The organism is Sphingomonas sp. LR59 (assembly GCF_036855945.1).
GTDB lineage: Bacteria > Pseudomonadota > Alphaproteobacteria > Sphingomonadales > Sphingomonadaceae > Sphingomonas.
Map to the genome: position 1 here is coordinate 398,857 of NZ_JASPFL010000001.1, position 20,045 is coordinate 418,901.

Sequence of the window (20,045 nt, forward strand, 5' to 3'; positions counted from 1 at the left end):
CGCCCGCTTGCGGGATGGGGCGGGGAGGGCGGTCCAGATACCGGCATCTTGCATCAACCCCTCCTCGACCCCTCCCGCAGGCGGGAGGGGAGCAGTGAGTGCGCCTCTTCATATCGCAGTGCTGATGGGCGGCTGGTCGGCGGAGCGTGAGGTTTCGCTGATGTCGGGTAATGGCTGTGCGGACGCGCTGGAGTCGCTCGGGCACCGGGTTACGCGGATCGACATGGGGCGTGATGTTGCCGCTCGGCTCGCTGACGCGAAGCCTGATCTCGTGTTTAATGCGCTGCATGGGACGCCTGGCGAGGACGGCTCGGTACAGGGGCTGCTCGACCTGATGGGTCTGCGGTATACGCATTCCGGGCTTGCGACGTCGGTGATCGCGATCGACAAGGTGCTCACCAAGCTGCTGCTCGTTCCCGCGGGCGTGCCGATGCCGGGTGGGCGGATCGTCAAGTCGGCGGACTTGTTCGAGAGTGATCCGATGGCGCGGCCGTACGTGCTGAAGCCGGTCAACGAGGGTTCCTCGGTCGGCGTGGCGATCGTCACGGACAGCGGCAATTACGGCAATCCGATCGCGCGCGATAGCGTGGGCCCGTGGGGCGAATTCGAGGAACTGCTCGCCGAGCCGTATATCCGTGGGCGCGAGCTGACGACCGCGGTGCTTGGCGGCAAGGCACTCGGTGTGACCGAGTTGAAGCCCAAGAGCGGCTGGTATGATTACGACGCGAAATACACTGATGGAATGACCGTTCACGTCTGCCCGGCGGAGATTCCCGACGAGATCACCGACGCGTGCAAGAGCCTTGCGCTCGAAGCGCACCGGTTGCTTGGCTGCAAGGGCGCGTCGCGGTCGGACTTCCGTTGGGATGACGAGCGCGGGGTCGACGGGCTGTTCCTGCTCGAGGTGAATACGCAGCCGGGGATGACGCCGCTGAGCCTCGTCCCCGAACAGGCGCGGCACATCGGCATGAGCTATGCCGAACTGGTCCAGGCGATCGTCGACGAGGCGCTCGCGGATCATCTGCTTGCGCAAAGCGGGGCGCCATGAGCCGCACGATCAAGCGCGGTCCGCCGCCCAAGCGGCCCGCCCCGCGGCGTAAGGTCGCGGTCAAGAAGGTGTCGGTGATGGACCGGCTGGTCGGGATGCTCCCGGTCAGCGAGGAGACGCTGAAGAAAATCGCGACCTGGTCGATCCTCGGTGCGGGCGGCGCGGTGGCGATCGCGGCGGCGACGTGGGTCGGCATCCCTGGCATGATCGGCGCGGCGCTGGCCGAGGGCGCTGGGCGCGCAGGCTTCAAGGTCGAGCAGATCGAGGTGACCGGCCTCAAGCGGATGGACCGGATGTCGGTCTATGCGGTGGCGCTGGAGGACAAGCAGAACCAGACGTCGATGCTGTCGGTCGATCTGGAGGCGGTGCGGCAGAAACTGCTGCGCTATGGCTGGATCGCGGACGCGCACGTCTCGCGACGGCTGCCCAACACGATGCTGGTCGATATCGTCGAGCGCACGCCGGCCGCGGTGTGGCAGGACAATGGCCAACTCACGCTGATCGATCTCGTCGGGCGTGCTGCTGGAGCCGGTCCAGCCCGATGCGATCCCGAATTTGCCGCTGGTCATCGGGCCGGGCGCGGATCGGCAGGAGGCGTCGTACCAGACGCTGCTCGCCGCCGCGCCGGCGCTGAAGCCGCGCGTGAAGGCAGCGACCTGGGTCGGCAATCGACGCTGGGACCTGACGTTCGAGAGTGGCGAAACGTTGGCGCTGCCGGAAGACGGTGCGCCGCGTGCGCTGGTGAAGTTCGCCGAACTGGATGGGGCGCGGCCGTTGCTGGGGCGCGGCTGGATCCGGTTCGACATGCGCGATCCGACCAAGCTGGTCGCGCGCAAACCGGGCGCGAGCCTGGCGCACAGCGTCGACGTGCCGGCACCAGCCAGCACGACTACAACGGGCACGTCAGAGACGAATACTCCGTCGCAAACGGCGGGCGCGAACGTAACGGGCGGGGAGGGATGACATGGCGAAGGTGGCACCGGAAGGGCTGATCACGGCGCTCGATATCGGGTCGTCGAAGGTTTCGGCGATGATCGCGCAGAAGGGGGACGGGGGCGAGCTGATCGTGCTTGGCACCGGCCAGCGCGAGAGCCGCGGCGTCAAGCGCGGCTATATTGCCGACATGGCGACGACCGAGGCGGCGGTGCGCGAGGCGGTCGAGCAGGCCGAGCGGATCGCCGGGATCAACATCGAGAATGTCTGGGTCGGGTTCTCGGCCGGCGGACTCGTGTCCGATGTCGCCGAGGTCGAGTTCGAGCTTGGCGGCCACCGCGTCGAGCAGCAGGATATCGATGCTTTGCTCGCCGCCGGGCGCAACTCGATCGATCCGCAGGGGCGCATGGTGCTGCACGCGCAGCCGGCGCTCTATACGCTCGACGGGCTGACGGGGGTGAAGACACCGCTCGGGCTTCATGCCGATCGGCTCGGCGTGCATATCCATGTCGTTGCTGCGGACGGTTCGCCGGTGCGCAATCTCGATCTCTGCGTGCGGTCGGCGCATCTGGAGGTGAAGTCGATCATCGCCTCACCGGTCGCGACCGGTCTTGCTTGTCTCAGCGAGGAAGAGCGTGAGCTCGGCGTCGCGCTGGTCGAGATGGGTGCCGGGATCACCAACGTGTCGCTGTTCGCGGGCGGCATGCTGGTGGGGCTGACGTCGATCCCGATGGGCGCGGCGGACATTACGGATGATATCGCCAGCGCATTCGGCACGCGGCGTCAGAACGCCGAGCGGATGAAGTGCTTCCACGGCTCGGCCAATGCCAGCCCTCGCGATAATCACGACATGATCCCGGTCATGCCGATCTCCGCTGAGGACGGCGCGGGCGAGGGCGCGCAGATCACCAAGGCGCAACTGATCGGCGTGATCCGCCAGCGGCTCGAGCATCAGATGGGCGAGGTGCGCAATGCGCTGACCAAGCTGAAGTTCGAGGGGCCGGTCGGGCGTCAGGTCGTGTTGACCGGTGGCGGTGCCGAGCTGAAGGGTATCGCCGATTACGCGCAACAGGCGCTTGGCCGGTCGGTGCGGATCGGTCGACCGCGTGGTCTGACCGCGTTGCCGGAAGCGCATGGCGGACCAGCGTTCGCGACGCTAGCGGGGTTGGCCTTCTATGCGGCGACCAACCCGATCGACCTTCGCGGGCTCGCGCCGCAGCGGACGACGGTGCATCGGCCAAAGGGTATGGGCATGATGCGCAAGTTGATTCAGGCGGCGCGCGCGAATTATTAAGAGTTTCGAAGCGTCTGGCGTTATTTCGGCTGGAACAGGCCGTGACGTTGGTGCACACAGATTAATCAGGGGCCCGGCCGTAGCGTATCTACCGGGTTGTGCGGAGAACGGCGATGAGCATCGAATTCCTTAGTCCCGAAGTGGACGATCTGGCCCCCCGCATCGCGGTGATCGGCGTCGGCGGCGCAGGCGGCAACGCGATCGCCAACATGATGCGGGCCGACGTCCAGGGCGTCGACTTCCTCGTGGCGAACACCGACGCGCAGGCGTTGAAGCAGTCGACCGCACCGCAGCGGATCCAGCTCGGCACCAAGATCACGCAAGGTCTCGGCGCCGGCTCGCGTCCAGAGATCGGTCGCGCGGCCGCCGAAGAGACGATCGACCAGCTCGCCAAGATGCTCGAAGGCGCGCACATGTGCTTCATCACCGCCGGCATGGGCGGCGGTACGGGTACGGGCGCAGCGCCGGTCATCGCCAAGGCGGCGCGCGACATGGGCATCCTGACCGTCGGCGTCGTGACCAAGCCGTTCGCGTTCGAGGGCAACCGTCGCGCCAAGTCGGCCGAAGGCGGCATCGACGAGCTGCAGAAGTATGTCGACACGCTGATCGTCATCCCGAACCAGAATCTGTTCCTCATCGCCAACGCGAACACGACCTTCAAGGAAGCGTTCACGATGGCGGACGAGGTGCTCCAGCAGGGCGTCCGCAGCATCACCGACCTGATGGTGATGCCGGGCCTCATCAACCTCGATTTCGCCGACGTCCGCTCGGTGATGCAGGAGATGGGCAAGGCGATGATGGGCACCGGCGAGGCAAGCGGCGACAACCGCGCGCTCGAGGCTGCGCAGAAGGCGATCTCGAACCCGCTGCTCGAAGGCGTCAGCATGCGCGGCGCGAAGGGCGTCATCATCTCGATCACCGGCGGCGACGACATGCGCTTGCTCGAAGTCGACGAAGCCGCGAATCACATCCGCGACCTGGTCGATCCCGATGCGAACATCATCTGGGGCTCGGCGTTCAACCAGGAGCTCGAAGGCAAGATCCGCGTCTCGGTCGTCGCGACCGGTATCGATGCCGATGCGCGTCCTCCGGAAGTTGCACCCGAGCCGACCCGTTCGTTCAGCTTCGGTGCGCGCAAGACCGACGAGAACACCTCGTTCCGCCCGAGCGAGCCTGCCGCCTCGTCGGCCGCGCCCGCTGCTTCGTCCGCCGACGAAGAGCCGCTCGACCTGAACGCGTCGTCGGAAGTCGAGCCGTCGAAGTCCGATGACGAACTCGTGCTCGGCGCCGAGACGATCGTTCCGCAGGCTGCTCCGGCACCGGCGCCCGCGCCTACGCCGCATACGCATACCTCGCCGACCTACGCGGCACAGGCACCGCGCACCTATGGCGACGAGCCCTATGGTCGTGGTCCGATCGCGCGTCCGGCCTCGGCATCGGCCGTGCCGCCGGCGCGTGCGCCGATCGCGCCGGCTATTCCGGTACCGACCCCGGCTGCCGATGAGGGTGGTGCACGTCGCCGCTGGCTCGCTCCCGGGGCCGAGGCAGCGCCCGAGGCGGTTCCGGCCGCACCGCGCGTGAAGCTGGGTGGTACGCTGTTCGAACGCATGTCGAATGCGGCACGCGGCGCGGCGAAGGAAGACGGCGAGGCGGCTCCCCAGGATCCGCTCGATATCCCGCGCTTCCTGCACCGGCAGAACAACCAGTAAGTCTGGGCGCCGTTCTCTCGGTTTGGCGGGAGAACGGCGGTACGAGATGGATTGGTCTCCAACACCTTCACCTCCCCGGCGGAGGCTGGGGCCCAGTTGGCAAGGTTGATGTAACGGAGCGCTTTCCATCGTTAACTCCGTCTCCCAACTGGACCCCGGCCTCCGCCGGGGAGGCGGCGTTTCGGAACGAACGCTTTTCCAAGATCACAGATGTAGTCTCCGCAGATCGTAGCCCTCACCCGTTGCTCACTCCTCGGCGCTTCACTCGTCGCCGCCCCAGCCCAGTTCGCCGCGCGCATGCGTTGCAGACATTGCCGGTTCGGTCGGGCTGGCGTCTAGACAGATGATCCTCATGACCCGCTCGCCCCATCATCTCCTGACCGCCGCGCTGGCACTCGTCCTCGCAGCCGTGCCCTGCGCCGCGTCCGCGCAAGCCGTCGTCCAGGCGATTCCCGGCTCGACCGATGCGGACAAGCTCGGCGACGTGATGCGTCAGCTCGCAAGCAACCCCCGCAACATCGACGCGCTGATCAAGGCCGGCGACCTGTCGATGGGCCTCGGCGATCTCAGCGGTGCCGCCGCCCTGTTCGCGCGCGCTGAAAAGGTGAACCCGCGCGATGGTCGGGCAAAAGCGGGGATGGCTTCGATCCTCGTCCGATCCGAGCGTCCGGGCGAAGCGCTACGCTATTATGCGCAAGCCGAAGCCCTCGGCCTCGACCCACGCAATTTCGCCGCCGACCGCGGCCTCGCCTACGACCTGATCGGCCAGCAGGACCGGGCGCAGCGCGACTACCGCGTGGCACTCCGCGACGCCCCGGACGACGAGACGACGCGGCGCTATGCGCTGTCGCTTGGTATTTCGGGCAAGCCCGAGCTCGCGGTCCAGCAGCTCAATCCGCTCCTGCTCAAGAGCGATCGTGGCGCATGGCGATCCCGCGCGTTTATCCTCGCGATGAACGGTGATGTCGCCGGTGCCGAGAAGATCGCGACCACGATGATGCCCGCAGGTACCGCGCAAGGCCTGCAACCCTTCTTCCAGCGTCTCCCGAACCTGCCCGCGAGCGACCGCGCCTTCGCGGTCCATTTCGGCGAAGTCCATGCGACGCCGGCACGGCTCGCGGATGCACGGATGGCGCCGCCGCTCGGCATGCTCGCGGCGGACCCGACCGCGCCGGTGCTGATGGCCGCAGTGACGCCGCAGCCCGCAGTCGCCGCGACCACCGGCAAGAAGGACAAGCGTGATCGGCGCGCCAAGCCCGGCCGAGTCGAGATGGCAGCGGCGACGCGACCATCGTCGACCGCGGTCCCCCCAACGACGTCGGCCTCGATCCCGATGGCGACCACCGCGGTGCGTACGGCTCCTATTGCCCCCGCTCCGACGACCTACCCAGCGCCCACCCAGCTTGCCGCCGCCCCGATGCAGATGGTGCAGCCGCTTCCGGCGCGCACGGTTCAGCCGGTTCCGCAGCCGGGTTATTCGACGCCGGGCGTCGCGGTTCAGGGTGCCCGTTCCACTCCAGCCGCGGAGACGAACTCCGTGGTCGCGGCCAACATCCAGCCCCGCACGTCGCCCGTGGCTTCGGCAACGACCGCACCGGTAGCGCGCGTGGTACCGGCGCCATCGACGGCCGGCACACTTCCGTCGCGTGTAGCGACGCAGATGGCAGCGATCCCGGTGGGACAAGCACGGCCCGATCCGACCAGTGCGGCGAATGCGCTCGCCGCGTCCGCAGCGGCGGCGCCATCGGTTTCGACCCTGCCGACGCCCATCCAGCAGGCTGCCCTGCCGCAGTCCTCGCCCGTCCAGAGCGCCAGCACGCCAACCCCCGGCTTCTCCAATTCGTCAACGCCAGCCCCCGCGGCATCGACGACGGTGGGCGCAGTGTCGCCGCGGACCCACGCGGTGGCGGCGAGCGAGGATTCGATCCTCGCGCGGATCGTCGCGGGCCTGTCGATCCCGGCGTCCGAACTCGACGTCGCGCCGATGCGTCCGGCACCGGTCGTGACTCCAGCCGCCATACCGGTTTCGGATGACGCCGATCGCGTGCTGGCCGAGGCGAAGGCAAAGACCGAACGCGACGCAGCGGCCAAGGCGGTTGCTGCCAAGACGCTGGCTGCGGACAAGCTCGCAGCCGACAAGAAGGCAGCACTCGACAAGAAAGCCGCAGCGAAAAAGACGATCGCCGACAAGAAGGCGCTGGCCGAGAAGAAGGCCGCCGCCGCCGAGAAGCTTGCCGCCGACAAGGCTGCGGCGGAGGAGAAGCGGATCGCGCGTGCCAATCCCGCGCGGACCTGGGTGCAGGTGTCGACCGGCGCGACTGAGGGTGATCTGCCCAAGGCGTGGAAGAAGGCGAAGGCCAAGGCGCCGACCGTGTTCGGCTCCCGCGCCGGCTGGACCGCGCCGTGGAAGGCGACCAATCGCGTGCTCGCCGGGCCGTTCAAGACCGATTCGGAAGCGCGCACCTTCGTCAATCAGCTCGCCAAGGAAGGCGTCTCGACCTTCACCTTCACCAGCGATCCGGGCGAAATCATCACGAAGTTGCCGGCGAAGTGAGTTACCGCGCGCCATGGGCATCGGACCCGGCGCGCAGCAAAGGACGGCTTCAAGAGGAACAGAACGGGTCCGTCCGGGGGCCTCGCGACGCCTTTCAACGCGACCGCGACCGGATCATCCACTCGATCAGCTTCCGGCGCCTGCGTCACAAGACGCAGGTGTTCATGGCGCCCGACGGCGATCATTTCCGTGTCCGCCTGACGCATAGCCTGGAGGTCGCGCAAATCGGCCGGACGATCGCGCGGACGCTGGCGCTGAACGAGGATCTGACCGAAGCGCTGTGCCTCGCGCACGACATCGGCCACCCCCGTTCGGCCATGCCGGCGAGGATGCGCTGAAGGCGGCGCTGACCGGGCAGGGCGGGTTCGATCACAATGGCCACACGCTGCGCACGCTCATGACGATCGAGCGGCCCTATCCGATGTGGAACGGCCTGAACCTGACATGGGAAACGCTCGAGGGGCTGGCCAAGCATAACGGCCCGGTGCGGCATCCGGGCTGGGCACTCGCGGTGGCTGACGCGGAATACCCGCTCGCGCTCACCAGCTTTTCGAGCCTCGAAGCGCAGGTCGCGGCAATTGCCGACGATATCGCCTACGATAACCACGACATCGACGACGGCCTGCGCGCGGGGCTGCTGACGCTCGACCAGCTGCTCGCGGTGCCCTTGGTCGCACGCGGCTGGGACGACGTGCGCCGCCGCTTTCCTGATGTCGCACCGAAGCGGCTGGTCGGCGAACTGGTCCGCACGCAGATCGGGACGATGGTCAACGACCTGATCGCCCAAACCCGCCAGCGGATCGCGGCGAGCGGCGTCACCAGCGTCGACGACGTCCGCGCCGCCGGGCAGTGCCTGGTCGGCTTCTCGCCCGAGATGCGCGAGGCGGAGCGTGACCTGAAGCGCTTCATGTACGCCAATCTTTATCATCATCCGCGGCAGCTGGCGGCGGCGGATGCGGCGCACGGGATCGTGTCCGGGCTGTTCGCGGTCTATCGCGACGATCCCGCAACGATCCCAGAGGAATGGCGCGAGCGCCTGCCATCGGAGGACCCCGACCGCAGCCGGCATATCGCGGATTTCATCGCCGGGATGACGGACCGGTACGCGGTGTCACGCTACCGCGACCTGGTCGGCCCGATCGACCTGCCCGAAGGGTTCTGAGGGAGGCGTAGCCGGCTCCCTCCGTCATCCTGACGAAAGTCAGGACCCAGGGTAACAAACGACGTCCTCAGTGGCTCTGGATCCTGACTTTCGTCAGGATGACGGACGTGATGTGGTAGGTCGAAGCCACACGCAAAAACGGCGGCCGGACCGAGGCCCGACCGCCGCTGCAACTACCTAAAAGCCGGTCGGCTCAGCGCGTGACCGAAGCGATCCCGCCGGCAGCGCCATTGGCCTCTGCGGTCTTGAACGCGACCGGTACGCCGCCCGACACACCCGATACGCGGTCGCCGCGGACGATCAGGTGGAACTTCTGGCCCGACGGATAGCGACGGCCGTCGATGACCTGGCGGCCACCGTCCTGCGTCGAGGTATAGACATACGTGCTGCCCTCGTGGACGAAGCTCTGCTTCGCGTCGGCGGCGATGCCGATCGTCGAGGTGAGGGCGGCGGCGACTGCTGCGATGATCTTGATGGTCGTGCGCATGATCGTATCTCCCGAAGTGCGTCGAGCCGGATCAGGTCTTCACCCAACTCTCGAGTCAGCGAGATATTGCGATGCAGCATGGGTTGCAATTGCAAACCTATCCGTCGCGATTGCACGGCGTGCAACGATGAACCGCGCCGCCGATGCGACGAGCGGCGGAGGCGACATACTTCCACGACATTTGGCGCCTAATTCGGACGCCGAAGGAGAGTGTCGTGTCTGCTTCCAGTATCGCGCTCAATCGGTTCGGTCTCGGCGCAAGGCCGGGGGATGGCCCAGGTGATACCATATCCGGCGATCCGGCGAAGTGGGTGATGGCGCAGTGCGAACGTTTCGAGCCACGCCCGGCCGTGATCGCCAGCGCCCCCTCGACGGCCGGCATCGCGGTCGGCCTCGTCGCCTATTATGCGCAGGAAAAGGCGATCCGCGCGCAGTTCGGGCCGCGCATGCCGAAAGCGATGGGTGGCATCGACCCTAAACCCGCCGTCGCTGCCTCAACGATGTCCGGTGCGATGAGCTCCGCGCCGCAGTTGCCAGGCGCTGCGCCCCCGGCAATGACGCAGGCTCCCGCTATGCCGCCGGTTATGTCGGGCGGGATCGACCCGGGCACGGCCGCACGGCAGGAGGCGCGACAAGTCATCGGCAAGCAGAGCCGCAACGATTACGGCGCGGCGGTCGCGGCACGGACGATGGCCGCGCTTACCGGCGACGCGTCGTTCGTCGAGCGCCTCGTGCATTTCTGGGCGAACCATTTTGCGGTTTCGACTGAGAAGTTCGAGGTGATGGCGCTCGCGGGGCCAATGGAGTTCGAGGCGATCCGTCCGCATGTGCTCGGCAGTTTCGCCGACATGCTGAACGCGGTCGAGCGGCATCCGGCGATGTTGCTGTATCTCGACCAGGCGGTGTCGATCGGCCCCGACAGTCCATTCGCGGTGCGCAAGACCAGGCGGCGCACCGGGCTGAACGAAAACCTCGCGCGCGAGATCATGGAGTTGCACACACTCGGCGTCCGCAGCGGCTACAGCCAGGCCGACGTCACCGAGTTCGCGCGCGCGATGACCGGCTGGACGGTCGCGGGCATCGGCCGCGGTCCCGGCGCGCGCATCCAGGACGATTCGCGAGCGGGCGCATTCCTGTTTCTCGACGACGTCCACCAGCCCGGCGATCGGACGGTGATGGGTAAGCTCTATCCCGCGGCGGGGGAGGCACAGGCGCAGGCGGTGCTCTCCGATCTCGCCGTTCACCCCGCGACCGCGACCCACATCGCGACCAAGCTCGCGCGGCATTTCGCGGGCGATACGCCGCCTCCAGCGATGGTCGCGCGGCTGAAGACGGCGTTCCTGAAATCGGGGGCGACCTGCCGACGGTCTATCGCGCGCTGGTCGCCTCGCCCGAGGCATGGGTGGTGCAACCCGTGAAGTTCAAGTCGCCATGGGAATGGTATGTCTCGACCCAGCGCGCGCTCGGCACGACGACGGTCCAGCCCGGTGTCACGGTGGGGATGATGAACCAGCTCGGCCAGCCGATCTGGCAACCGGGGCAGCCGATCGGTTACGACGACGTCGCCGCAGCCTGGGCCGGGCCCGACGCGATCATGCGACGGGTCGAGGCGGCGGAGCGATTCGCGGCGCGCGCCGGCCCCGTCGATGCGCGGGCGTTGGCGCCGACGTTGTTCCCCGCCGCGCTCAGCCCCACCACCGCGCAGGGCCTGTCGCGCGCGGAAAGCCCGGCACAGGCGCTCGCGCTGTTGCTCGTCGCCCCCGAATCGCTGCGGAGATAGTCATGCTCGACCGCCGTTCCTTCCTCTCGACCGGTACGCTCGGCGTGCTGGCGTCCGCCTTCGCCCCGCGCATCGCGTTTGCGCGCGCGGCGACCGACAAGCGGTTCGTGTTCATCATCCAGCGCGGCGCCGCCGATGGTCTCGGCACGATCGGCGCGGTCGGCGATCCGGCCTTTGCCGGCGTACGCGGCGATCTCGCGGCGGACTTTGCCACGGGGACCAAGCTCGACGGCATGTTCACGCTCCACCCTGCGATGACGGCCAGCGCCGGTCTCTACAAACAAGGCCAGGCTTTGTTCGCACACGCGATCGCCTCGCCCTACCGCGATCGCTCGCATTTCGACGGCCAGAACGTGCTCGAGACCGGCGGCGTCAGCGCGTACCAGGTGCGCGACGGCTGGCTCAACCGGCTACTGGGGGTGCTGCCTGCGGAAGAGGCGCGCGCTATCGCAGTCGCTGCGACCGTGCCGATGGCGCTGCGGGGGCGGCGCGAGGTGGCGTCTTATGCGCCGTCGAGCCTGCCGGACGCGTCCGACGACCTGCTGCAACGCGTGGCGATGCTGTACGACGGCGACCAGCAACTGCACGGCCTGTGGAGCGAGGCGATGGCGACGCGGCAACTCACCAGCGATCTCGCGCAGGACGGCGGGCGCAATGCCGCGGCGACCGGTGCGCTCGCCGCGCGGCTGCTCAAGCCCGACACCGGCGCCCGGATCGCGATGATCGAGACCGGCGGCTGGGATACGCACACTGGCCAGCGCAGCCGACTGACCGCGCAGTTGAAGGGCCTCGACGCGATGGTCGCGTCGCTGCAGGCGGGGCTGGGGCCGTTATGGGCGGACACGATGGTGCTGGTCGCGACCGAGTTCGGACGGACCGTCGCGGTCAATGGCACCGGGGGGACGGATCATGGCACGGGCACGTCTGCGATGCTGTTTGGCGGTGCCGTGAAGGGGGGCAGGGTGGTGTCCGACTGGCCCGGCCTAGCCCCCGCCGCCCTGTACGAGGCCCGCGACCTGAAACCGACGATGCAGCTCGATGCGTTTATCGGCGGCGCGGTATCCTCGCATTTTGGCGTCGAGCCGGAGCGGGCGATGGCCGCGCTGTTCCCGGCGAGCGCGAGGACCGCAGCGATCGAGGGACTGATGCGGGTTTGAGGGAAGCCCGGTTTGCCGATGTGCCAGCGACTCGTGCACCTGAAGGCATTGTCGTCCGCTGACCGCGCGGTGCTGCGCGACTTCATAATGACGCCGCGTAATCCCAACCACATCCGTCATCCTGACGAAAGTCAGGACACAGAGTACCAAGCGCTGCCCCCAGTAACCCTGGATCCTGACTTTCGTCAGGATGACGATGGATGATGGGGGAAGGGATAACGGTGAGTACGGATGACAGTGAACAGCCAGGCATCATTCTCGGCAGCAGTACCGCTCGCCCATGTCCTTCGTCGCTGCGCCCGTCCTTGTTGACGCTGTCCAACACCAACCCGCACCCAAACCCGTCATCCTGACGAAAGTCAGGACCCAGGGTACCAAGCGCTGCCCTCCGCAACCTTGAGTCCCGGCTGCTGTCAGCATGACGGGGCGTGGCGGGCTGAGCGCGAGATCTATCCCGGCCTTCTGTTCCCTCGCGAACGCGGGGGCCAGGATCTCGGGCGGAGGATGTGGTTTAGCTGGGCCCCCGCGTCCGCGGGGGAACCGTTATCGCTTGCCCATGTGGCAGATTGCGCTGGGCGGCGCGGACGGCCACCCAGCGACGGGATTAAAATTGAGCGCCGCGCCGCGATGGTCTAGAGCGCGCGTTTCCTTGACGTACCGGGACTGCCATGACGCTCTACACCCGTTTTGCCGCGCATATCGATGCGGCGCTCGACACGCTGACCGCGGCGGGCACGCTGCCGGCGGGGCTCGACCGCAAGAACGTCACGGTCGAGCCGCCGCGCGACACGAGTCATGGCGACCTCGCGACAAACGCCGCGATGGTGCTTGCCAAGCCCGCCAAGACCAATCCGCGCGTGCTGGCCGATGCGCTGGTCGCCGAGCTGTCGAAGCTGGAAGACGTCGCATCGGCAAGCGTTGCTGGCCCCGGCTTCATCAACATGAAGCTGACCGACGACGCTTGGCGCGCCGAACTGGCGGCGATCCCGGCGGCGGGAGCCGATTACGGCCGCTCGAAGCAGGGCGATGGGATCACGGTCAACATCGAGTATGTCTCGGCCAACCCGACCGGTCCGATGCACATGGGGCATTGCCGCGGCGCGGTGGTCGGCGATGCGCTTGCCAGCCTGCTCGAATTCGCCGGGCACAAGGTGATCCGCGAATATTACGTCAACGATGCCGGCGGCCAGGTCGACGTGCTCGCGCGCTCGGTCCACCTCCGCTACCGCGAGGCGCTCGGCGAGACTGTCGAAATCCCCGAGGGCCTGTACCCCGGCGACTATCTCGTCCCCGTCGGCCAGTCGCTCGCGAAGGAGTTCGGCGACCGCTATGTCGGCGCACCCGAGAGCGAATGGCTGGTGACCTTCCGCACGCAGGCGGTCGCCGCGATGATGGTGATGATCCGCGCCGATCTCGCGCTGCTCGGGATCGAGCACGAGGTGTTCTCGTCCGAAGCCGAACTCCAGGCCGCGAAGAAGCCGGAAGCGGCCGAGGCGGAACTGCGGTCGCGCGATCTCGTCTATGACGGCGTGCTCGAAGCGCCGAAGGGCGAGACGCCCGACGATTGGGAGCCGGTCGAGCTGCCGTTGTTCCGCTCGTCGCAGTTCGGCGACGACCAGGATCGCCCGATCAAGAAGTCGAACGGGTCCTGGACCTATTTCGGCGCCGATCTCGCCTATCATTTCCAGAAGAGCCAGAGCGCCGATCAGCTTATCGATATTTGGGGCGCGGATCATGGTGGTACGGTCAAGCGGATCGTGGCGGCGGTCGCGGCGCTGACCGGCGGCAAGACGCGGTTCGACGTGAAGCTGGTCCAGATGGTCCGGCTGTTGCGCAATGGCGAGCCGGTCAAGATGTCGAAGCGCTCGGGCAATTTCGTCACGCTGGCGGACGTCGTCCGTGAAGTTGGCAAGGACGTCGTGCGCTTCACGATGCTGACGCGGCGCTCGGATGCGCAGATGGATTTCGACTTCGCCAAGGTGGTCGAGGCGTCGAAGGACAATCCGGTTTTCTACGTCCAGTACGCCCATGCGCGGATCGCATCGCTGCATCGGCGCGCGGAAGAGGCGGGAATTACGCCTATTTCTGCGGACTTGTCCCGGCTTGATACGGACGAACTGGCACTTGTGCAGCTCGCGGCACAGTTTCCGCGGCTGGTCGAGATCGCCTCGACGGCGCGCGAACCGCATAGAATCGCGTTCTATCTCTATGACTTGGCCGCCGCGTTTCATGCGCTGTGGAACGTCGGCAACGACCGTCCCGATCGCCGTTTCCTAGTGATCGAGGATCCGCAGGCGACTGCGGCACGGCTTTTCTTGGCGTCCGCTATAGGGCAGATTATTCATAACGGCCTCGCCATCATGGGTGTCGAAGCGGTTTCGGAGATGAAGTGATGGCCGAAGACATGGATCTGCGCGAGGAAGACCGGCTCCCCTGGCTCGAAACCGTCGAGCCGGACGAGCAGGATACGGTTGGGATCGGTCGCGTGATCGCGTTGGTCGTGCTCGGTCTGGCGGTGCTCGCGGCGATCATCTTTGGCATTTACAAGCTGCAGCAGCGCGCGCCGACCGGTGATGGCCAGATGATCGCCGCGCAGGAGGGCGACTACAAGGTCAAGCCTGACGACGCCGGCGGCCTGAAGGTCAAGGGCGAGGGCGACTCGGCGATCGCGACCAGCGCGGGCAAATCGGGCAACGGCGCGATCGATCTTCGCGGGGTGCCGGAAGCGCCTGTCGACGGCAAGCGGGCAGTCGCGACCAAGACGTCCGACGTGGCCGGTCGCAATGCCGTCGCGCAGGTGCCCGCATCGGGTGGCCGCCTGGTCGCCGCAACCCCCTTGGCGCCGTCGAAGCCGAACGGTGCCGGAACGGCCTCCGGTGGTTCGCTGGTCCAGCTGGGCGCGTATCCGAGCGAGGCGGTCGCGAACGCGGCCTGGACGACCTTCTCCAAGCGGTTCGCCTATATCGGCGCGCTGGGCAAGTCGGTCCAGCCGGTCGCGACGGGCGGTCGCACGCTGTACCGTCTGCGCGTCAATGCGGGCAGCGCGAACCAGGCGGCGGATATCTGCGGCCGGTTGCGTGTCGCTGGCGAAACCTGCTTCGTCGCAAGCTGATCGCGCGGTACGATCGGGGGCGTCGTCCTGCAATCGCCTGTTCGGGGCGTCGGCTGGAGTTATGGCTGGCGTTCGCGGGGAACGGTTCCGGATAGGGCTACGTCCCAAAGCCGATGAAACGCTGTAGATTCTAAGCGTCGTGCTTCGCTAACGCGCCCGCGTTTGTCGGTTGCAGGTGCCCATCCAGCGAGGCGCCCGAACCGACCTTGAAGAGAAGGTGGGGGTCGCCTTCGTCCGGAGCACGGTCGCGCGATGCCGATAATTCAGCGTCTCGGGATCGCGCGTGCGGAACGCGCCTTGTTCGAATGTCTGAGACCACGGGTTACTGCGCGCTTCTGCCACCCGCATTGGGTTGGCAAGGCGCGAAAAGCTGCGCGCCCAGTACCCTGCGTCTGTCACTGTGCCTTAGTCGGTCGGCAGGCACATCCAGCCCTTCCGACGGCATGGTTGTAAGCGCCGCAGGTACGCGGATCTCGCGGGCGCTACGCTAGCGCATTAGTGCTCCCTCGGGTCCGCGAACGCGATAGGTTCGCGCATTGAGATCACGCATGCTAGCAGCGCGATCCGTTACGCAGCACAAAGCCGTGCCGCTCCCGACCCGCACTCAGATCGAGCGACGGTGCTTTCCGCCATATTTGCGGCCGATATAGTCGCCGATCTGCGCCACTTCGGTGGCGGCGGCTTTGGCACCGCTGATCTGGCAGGGGAGCGGATCGCTGGCATGGTCGTTCGCGCGTCGCTTGACCGTGTCACAGAGCTCTTCGATGTCGGCGCGCGACAGCACATTCTTCTCGCGAAGCAAGCAGATCAGGCTTTGCAGGATCACCAGATTCTTGTCTTCGGGATCGGTTTGGAGGTCCGGGTACGTTGCCATCATGGTTTTCCTCTTTTGATCGGAAAGAGGATATGCCGAATGTCGCAACAAGCAAGGTGTAAGATTTACGCAGGGTAAGCGGTGGTCCACCATGCTTCGAACGCGGCGGTTTGTTCCGCGTTCAGGCCAAGCCCGATCTTGCTGCGACGCATAATTGCATCTTCGGGTATCCTTGCCCATTCCCGGTCGTGCATCCAGCGCGCTTCGATCTCCGTCAGGCCACCGCCAAGGTCTGCGCCGAGACCCGCTGCGTCGTTCACCCCTGCAAGCATCTCGTCGAGCAATGCGCCGTAAGCATGCGCCATCCGTTCGCTGCGCGCGTCGCCGAGGAACGGCCAGCGCGCGCGGACCTGCGTGAGATAGGTCGCGAACGGAGGGATCGTGCCGCCGGGAAAGGCACGGGTACGGGTCATCGGGTGGACGGTCTCACCGAGCGCGGGGGCGATCTTGTCGAGCGCTTCCTCGGCGAGATGGCGTGCCGTCGTGATCTTGCCGCCGAATACCGACAGCAAAGGCGCTCCGCCGGCCTCCCCAAGCGTGTCGAGTTCGAGGACATAGTCGCGCGTCACCGCCTTCGCCTCGCTGGCGCCGTCGTCGTAGAGCGGGCGGACGCCGGACCAGGTCGAGGTGACGTCGGCGGGTGTAATCTGGCGCGTGAAATGCTGGTTCGCAGCGTCGCAGAGATACGCGATCTCGCCCGCATCGATCACCGCGTCTTCGGGGCGGTCGACGGGAATGTCGGTGGTGCCGATCTCGGTCTGGCCCTGATAGGGGATCGCGAAGACGATGCGGCGGTCGGCCAATTGCAGGATATAGGCGTGGTCGCCCTCGTAGAGCTTAGGCACGACGATGTGGCTGCCCTTGACCAGTCGGACGCCGGCGCTGGCGTTGATGCCGAGGCGACCGAGCAGCTCTGCGACCCACGGGCCGGCGGCATTGACGAGCGCGCGCGCCGTGACGTCGCGTCCGTCGGACAGCGTTGCGCGCCACAATGCGCCGTCGCGGCGGGCGGTGACGAGTTCGGTGCGGACTGCGATTTCGGCACCATTGTCCTGCGCATCGATCGCATTCAGCACGGTGAGGCGGGAATCATCGACGAACGCATCGGAATAGACGAAGCCGCGTGCGCCGTTCTTGAGCGGGGCGGTATAGGCGATGTCGCTCTTGCGCAGGCCACGGGACCGCTTCAGCGTCATCCGGCCGCCGAGCCAATCGTAGAGGTACAGGCCGAGCCGGACCATCCACCACGGGCGCACCGCGTTCTCGTGCGGCAGGACGAAGCGCATCGGGCGGATGATGTGCGGCGCGGCCTTCACCAGGCGTTCGCGTTCGCGCAACGCTTCGGCGACCAGCTTGAAGTCGTAATATTCGAGATAGCGCAGTCCGCCGTGGATCAGCTTGGTCGAGGCGGACGAGGTCGCACCCGCAAGGTCGCCCTTTTCGACGAGCAGGACGGCGAGCCCGTTGAGCGCCGCTTCGCGGGCGATCGCGGCACCGTTGATGCCACCGCCGACGATGAGAATGTCGTAACTTTGCGTCATGTGCAGAGCTTTAGCCGTTTGGTAATGCTGGGCCTACCGACTATCTCTGTCCCATGTACAAACCAAAAGCCGGTCTTCCGACGCGCGAGCAGATCCTCGACTTCATCGCCACTTCCGACGTGCCCGCGGGCAAACGCGAGATCGCCAAGGGCTTCGGGCTCAGCGCGCAGGACAAGATCGGGCTGAAAGCACTGCTCAAGGACATGGCCGACGAGGGGCTGATCGACAGTGCCCCCGGTCGCGCGTTTCACAAGATGGGCGGTATCCCCAAGGTGACGGTGCTGCGGATCGCGGATGTCGATGACGGCGGTAACGTCTGGGCGGTGCCCGAGCGTTGGGAAGCGGAAGGCGTCCCACCGCCGCGGTTGCGGGTGCGAGAGCGGAAACGCGGTGCGCTGGGCGTCGGCGAGCGCATCCTCGCGCGGACCGAGGAAGCTGGAAACGGCTGGATCGCGCATCCGATGAAGGTGCTCGCGCCTGCGTCCGAGCAGGTGCTGGGCGTGCTGCGCGAGGAGGCGGGGCGGCTGTGGCTGACCGGTGTCGACAAGCGCGAGCGTCGTGAGTTCGCGGTGGCGGACGCGGGCGGTGCGGCCCCGGGCGATCTGGTGCTGGCCGAACTTGCGGGCAAGCCGCCGAAGATCGCTGCGCGAGTCGTGTCGAAGCTGGGGGATCCGTTTGCCGCGCGGAGCTTCTCGCTGATCGCGATCCATAAGCTTGGCATTCCGGACGTGTTCTCGCAGGAGGCGCTCGACGAGGCTGAGCGTGTGTCGAAACTGCCGCTTGGGGAGGGCCGCGAGGATTTGCGCGACCTGCCGATCGTCGCCATCGATCCTGAGGATGCGCGCGATCACGACGATGCGGTGTGGGCGGAGGCGGACGACGACCCTTCGAATGCGGGCGGGTGGAAGGCGATCGTCGCGATCGCCGATGTCAGCTTCTACGTGCGGCCTAAGTCGGAGGTCGACCGCGAGGCGCGGCGGCGTGGGAACTCGGTGTATTTCCCCGATCGCGTCGTGCCGATGTTGCCCGAGATCCTGTCGGCGGAGGTGTGTTCGCTGAAGGAAGGCGCGGATCGCGCGGCGCTCGCGTGCCATTTGCGGATCGGCAAGGATGGTTCGCTGAAGTCGTGGCGGTTTACGCGCGCTGTGGTGCGGATCGCGGCGAACCTGGCGTATGAAGAGGCGCAGGCGATCATCGACGCGTCCTCCCCTCCCGTCTTGCGGGAGGGGTCGGGGAGGGCGGTGCTCCGCTCGATCCGACTGTGAGTCAGGAAGCCCCTCCCCGACCCCTCCCGTAGACGGGAGGGGGATATGCTCGCCGTGTTGCAGCCACTCTGGGCCTGCTGGCATGCGCTGGCCAAGGCGCGTGACGCCCGCGCACCGCTAGATCTCGATCTCCCCGAGCGCCGCGTCGTGCTCGACGAGCAGGGGCGGATCATGTCGGTGTCGCCGCGTGAACGGCTCGATGCGCACCGGTTGATCGAGGATTACATGATCGCTGCCAACGTCGCCGCCGCCAAGGCGCTAGAGGCGAAGAAGGCGCCGGTGATGTACCGTATCCACGAGCCGCCGAGCCGCGAGAAGTTGGCGGCGCTGAAGGAATATCTCGAGACGTTCGACGTGCCGTTCGCGCTCGGGCAGGTCGTGCGGCCAGCAACGTTCAACCATATCATCGAGCGGATCGGCGATGCGGACTTCCGGCCTCAGGTCATGGAGCAGATCCTCCGTACGCAGACCCAGGCCTATTACGCGCCCGGCAATCACGGGCATTTCGGGCTGAGCCTTGGCAGTTACGCGCACTTCACCTCGCCGATCCGGCGCTATGCCGATCTGCTCGTCCACCGCTCGCTGGTCTCGGCGTACGGGCTCGGCGAGGGCGGGTTGCCTGCGGACGACGCGGCGAACATGGAGTCGGTCGGCGAGATCATCAGCCGGCTCGAACGCCGTGCGATGGAGGCCGAGCGCGACACCACCGATCGCTATGTCGCGGCGTTCCTCTCAGAGCGCGTCGGCCAGGTGATGGACGTACGGATCACCGGCGTGACCAATTTCGGCTTCTTCGCGACGGTCGAGGGGATCGGCGGCGATGGCCTGATGCCGGTGCGTGATCTGGGCGGCGAGTATTTCCGCTTCGACGAGGGTGCGCGGACGCTGACCGGCGAACATAGCGGCGACGTCTTCGCGCAGGGCCAGACGCTGGAACTGCGGTTGGCGGAGGCGAACCCGGTGTCGGGCGCGCTGCGCTTCGAGATGCCCGAGGGGAAGGGGCTGCTCCCCCATGCGCGGCGGGCGGAAGCCGGTGCGTGAGATCAAGCGGCGGGGGCGCCCGGCGAACATCCGCCATCAGGGCAAGCGGCGTTAGGATTTGCGCAAACCCCTCGCGGTATGCGACACC

10 protein-coding genes and 4 pseudogenes are annotated in these 20,045 nt (G+C 66.9%); 11 read left to right on the top strand and 3 right to left on the bottom strand.

The window, feature by feature from the left end; all coding sequences use genetic code 11:
- Positions 1-124 precede the first annotated feature (124 nt).
- From QP164_RS01930 to QP164_RS01960, 6 genes and pseudogenes are all read left to right on the top strand, one after another.
- A complete protein-coding gene (locus QP164_RS01930; RefSeq protein WP_443027465.1) occupies positions 125-1,048 on the top strand; it encodes a D-alanine--D-alanine ligase in 924 nt (307 codons plus the stop codon).
- Positions 1,045-2,011, top strand: a pseudogene (locus QP164_RS19690) (cell division protein FtsQ/DivIB). Before QP164_RS01930 ends, QP164_RS19690 begins: the two are co-directional and overlap by 4 nt.
- 1 nt (position 2,012) lies before the next feature.
- A complete protein-coding gene (gene ftsA / locus QP164_RS01945) occupies positions 2,013-3,275 on the top strand; it encodes a cell division protein FtsA (protein WP_132738761.1) in 1,263 nt (420 codons plus the stop codon).
- Between the two features lie 113 nt (positions 3,276-3,388).
- Positions 3,389-4,984 carry a cell division protein FtsZ gene (gene ftsZ, locus QP164_RS01950; RefSeq protein ID WP_132897833.1) on the top strand — a complete coding sequence of 532 codons (1,596 nt, stop codon included), beginning with the start codon at positions 3,389-3,391 and terminating at the stop codon, positions 4,982-4,984.
- Between the two features lie 352 nt (positions 4,985-5,336).
- Entirely contained in the window at positions 5,337-7,538 is a 2,202-nt protein-coding gene (locus QP164_RS01955) for an SPOR domain-containing protein (RefSeq protein WP_333921943.1), read from the top strand.
- Positions 7,535-8,700: pseudogene (locus tag QP164_RS01960) on the top strand (deoxyguanosinetriphosphate triphosphohydrolase). The gene QP164_RS01955 and the pseudogene QP164_RS01960 overlap by 4 nt, the downstream one beginning before the upstream one ends.
- Positions 8,701-8,893: 193 nt before the next feature.
- Here QP164_RS01960 and QP164_RS01965 read toward each other — a convergent pair.
- Complete coding sequence (locus tag QP164_RS01965; RefSeq protein WP_333921944.1) at positions 8,894-9,187, bottom strand: hypothetical protein; 294 nt, start codon at positions 9,185-9,187, stop codon at positions 8,894-8,896.
- A gap of 143 nt (positions 9,188-9,330) precedes the next feature.
- Between QP164_RS01965 and QP164_RS01970 the strand changes: the two are divergent.
- The 4 genes and pseudogenes from QP164_RS01970 to QP164_RS01985 all read left to right on the top strand — a co-directional run bounded on the left by QP164_RS01970 (position 9,331) and on the right by QP164_RS01985 (position 15,236).
- A pseudogene (locus QP164_RS01970) lies at positions 9,331-10,967 on the top strand (DUF1800 domain-containing protein).
- 2 nt (positions 10,968-10,969) lie between these two features.
- A complete protein-coding gene (locus QP164_RS01975) occupies positions 10,970-12,124 on the top strand; it encodes a DUF1501 domain-containing protein (RefSeq protein WP_333921945.1) in 1,155 nt (384 codons plus the stop codon).
- Positions 12,125-12,792: 668 nt separating this feature from the next.
- A complete protein-coding gene (argS, locus tag QP164_RS01980) occupies positions 12,793-14,517 on the top strand; it encodes an arginine--tRNA ligase (protein WP_333921946.1) in 1,725 nt (574 codons plus the stop codon).
- Positions 14,517-15,236, top strand: a complete 720-nt coding sequence (locus tag QP164_RS01985; protein ID WP_132738737.1) for an SPOR domain-containing protein — start codon at positions 14,517-14,519, stop codon at positions 15,234-15,236. The genes argS and QP164_RS01985 overlap by 1 nt, the downstream gene beginning before the upstream one ends.
- Positions 15,237-15,840: 604 nt before the next feature.
- Here the strand turns inward: QP164_RS01985 and QP164_RS01990 are convergent.
- A complete protein-coding gene (locus tag QP164_RS01990) occupies positions 15,841-16,110 on the bottom strand; it encodes a hypothetical protein (protein WP_132738734.1) in 270 nt (89 codons plus the stop codon).
- 65 nt (positions 16,111-16,175) lie between these two features.
- Positions 16,176-17,651, bottom strand: coding sequence for a glycerol-3-phosphate dehydrogenase (glpD, locus tag QP164_RS01995; RefSeq protein ID WP_333921947.1), 1,476 nt, complete (start codon positions 17,649-17,651; stop codon positions 16,176-16,178).
- Between the two features lie 53 nt (positions 17,652-17,704).
- Here glpD and QP164_RS02000 point away from each other — a divergent pair.
- Positions 17,705-20,012, top strand: a pseudogene (locus tag QP164_RS02000) (ribonuclease R family protein).
- Positions 20,013-20,045: the final 33 nt, after the last annotated feature.

What these genes read in the sequence shown, in the direction of transcription:
- QP164_RS01930 (WP_443027465.1), top strand. Translation starts at nt 125, where the DNA reads ATGGGCGGCTGGTCGGCGGAGCGTGAGGTTTCGCTGATGTCGGGTAAT.
- ftsA (WP_132738761.1), top strand. Translation starts at nt 2,013, where the DNA reads ATGGCGAAGGTGGCACCGGAAGGGCTGATCACGGCGCTCGATATCGGG.
- ftsZ (WP_132897833.1), top strand. Translation starts at nt 3,389, where the DNA reads ATGAGCATCGAATTCCTTAGTCCCGAAGTGGACGATCTGGCCCCCCGC.
- QP164_RS01955 (WP_333921943.1), top strand. Translation starts at nt 5,337, where the DNA reads ATGACCCGCTCGCCCCATCATCTCCTGACCGCCGCGCTGGCACTCGTC.
- QP164_RS01965 (WP_333921944.1), bottom strand. Translation starts at nt 9,187, where the DNA reads ATGCGCACGACCATCAAGATCATCGCAGCAGTCGCCGCCGCCCTCACC.
- QP164_RS01975 (WP_333921945.1), top strand. Translation starts at nt 10,970, where the DNA reads ATGCTCGACCGCCGTTCCTTCCTCTCGACCGGTACGCTCGGCGTGCTG.
- argS (WP_333921946.1), top strand. Translation starts at nt 12,793, where the DNA reads ATGACGCTCTACACCCGTTTTGCCGCGCATATCGATGCGGCGCTCGAC.
- QP164_RS01985 (WP_132738737.1), top strand. Translation starts at nt 14,517, where the DNA reads ATGGCCGAAGACATGGATCTGCGCGAGGAAGACCGGCTCCCCTGGCTC.
- QP164_RS01990 (WP_132738734.1), bottom strand. Translation starts at nt 16,110, where the DNA reads ATGGCAACGTACCCGGACCTCCAAACCGATCCCGAAGACAAGAATCTG.
- glpD (WP_333921947.1), bottom strand. Translation starts at nt 17,651, where the DNA reads ATGACGCAAAGTTACGACATTCTCATCGTCGGCGGTGGCATCAACGGT.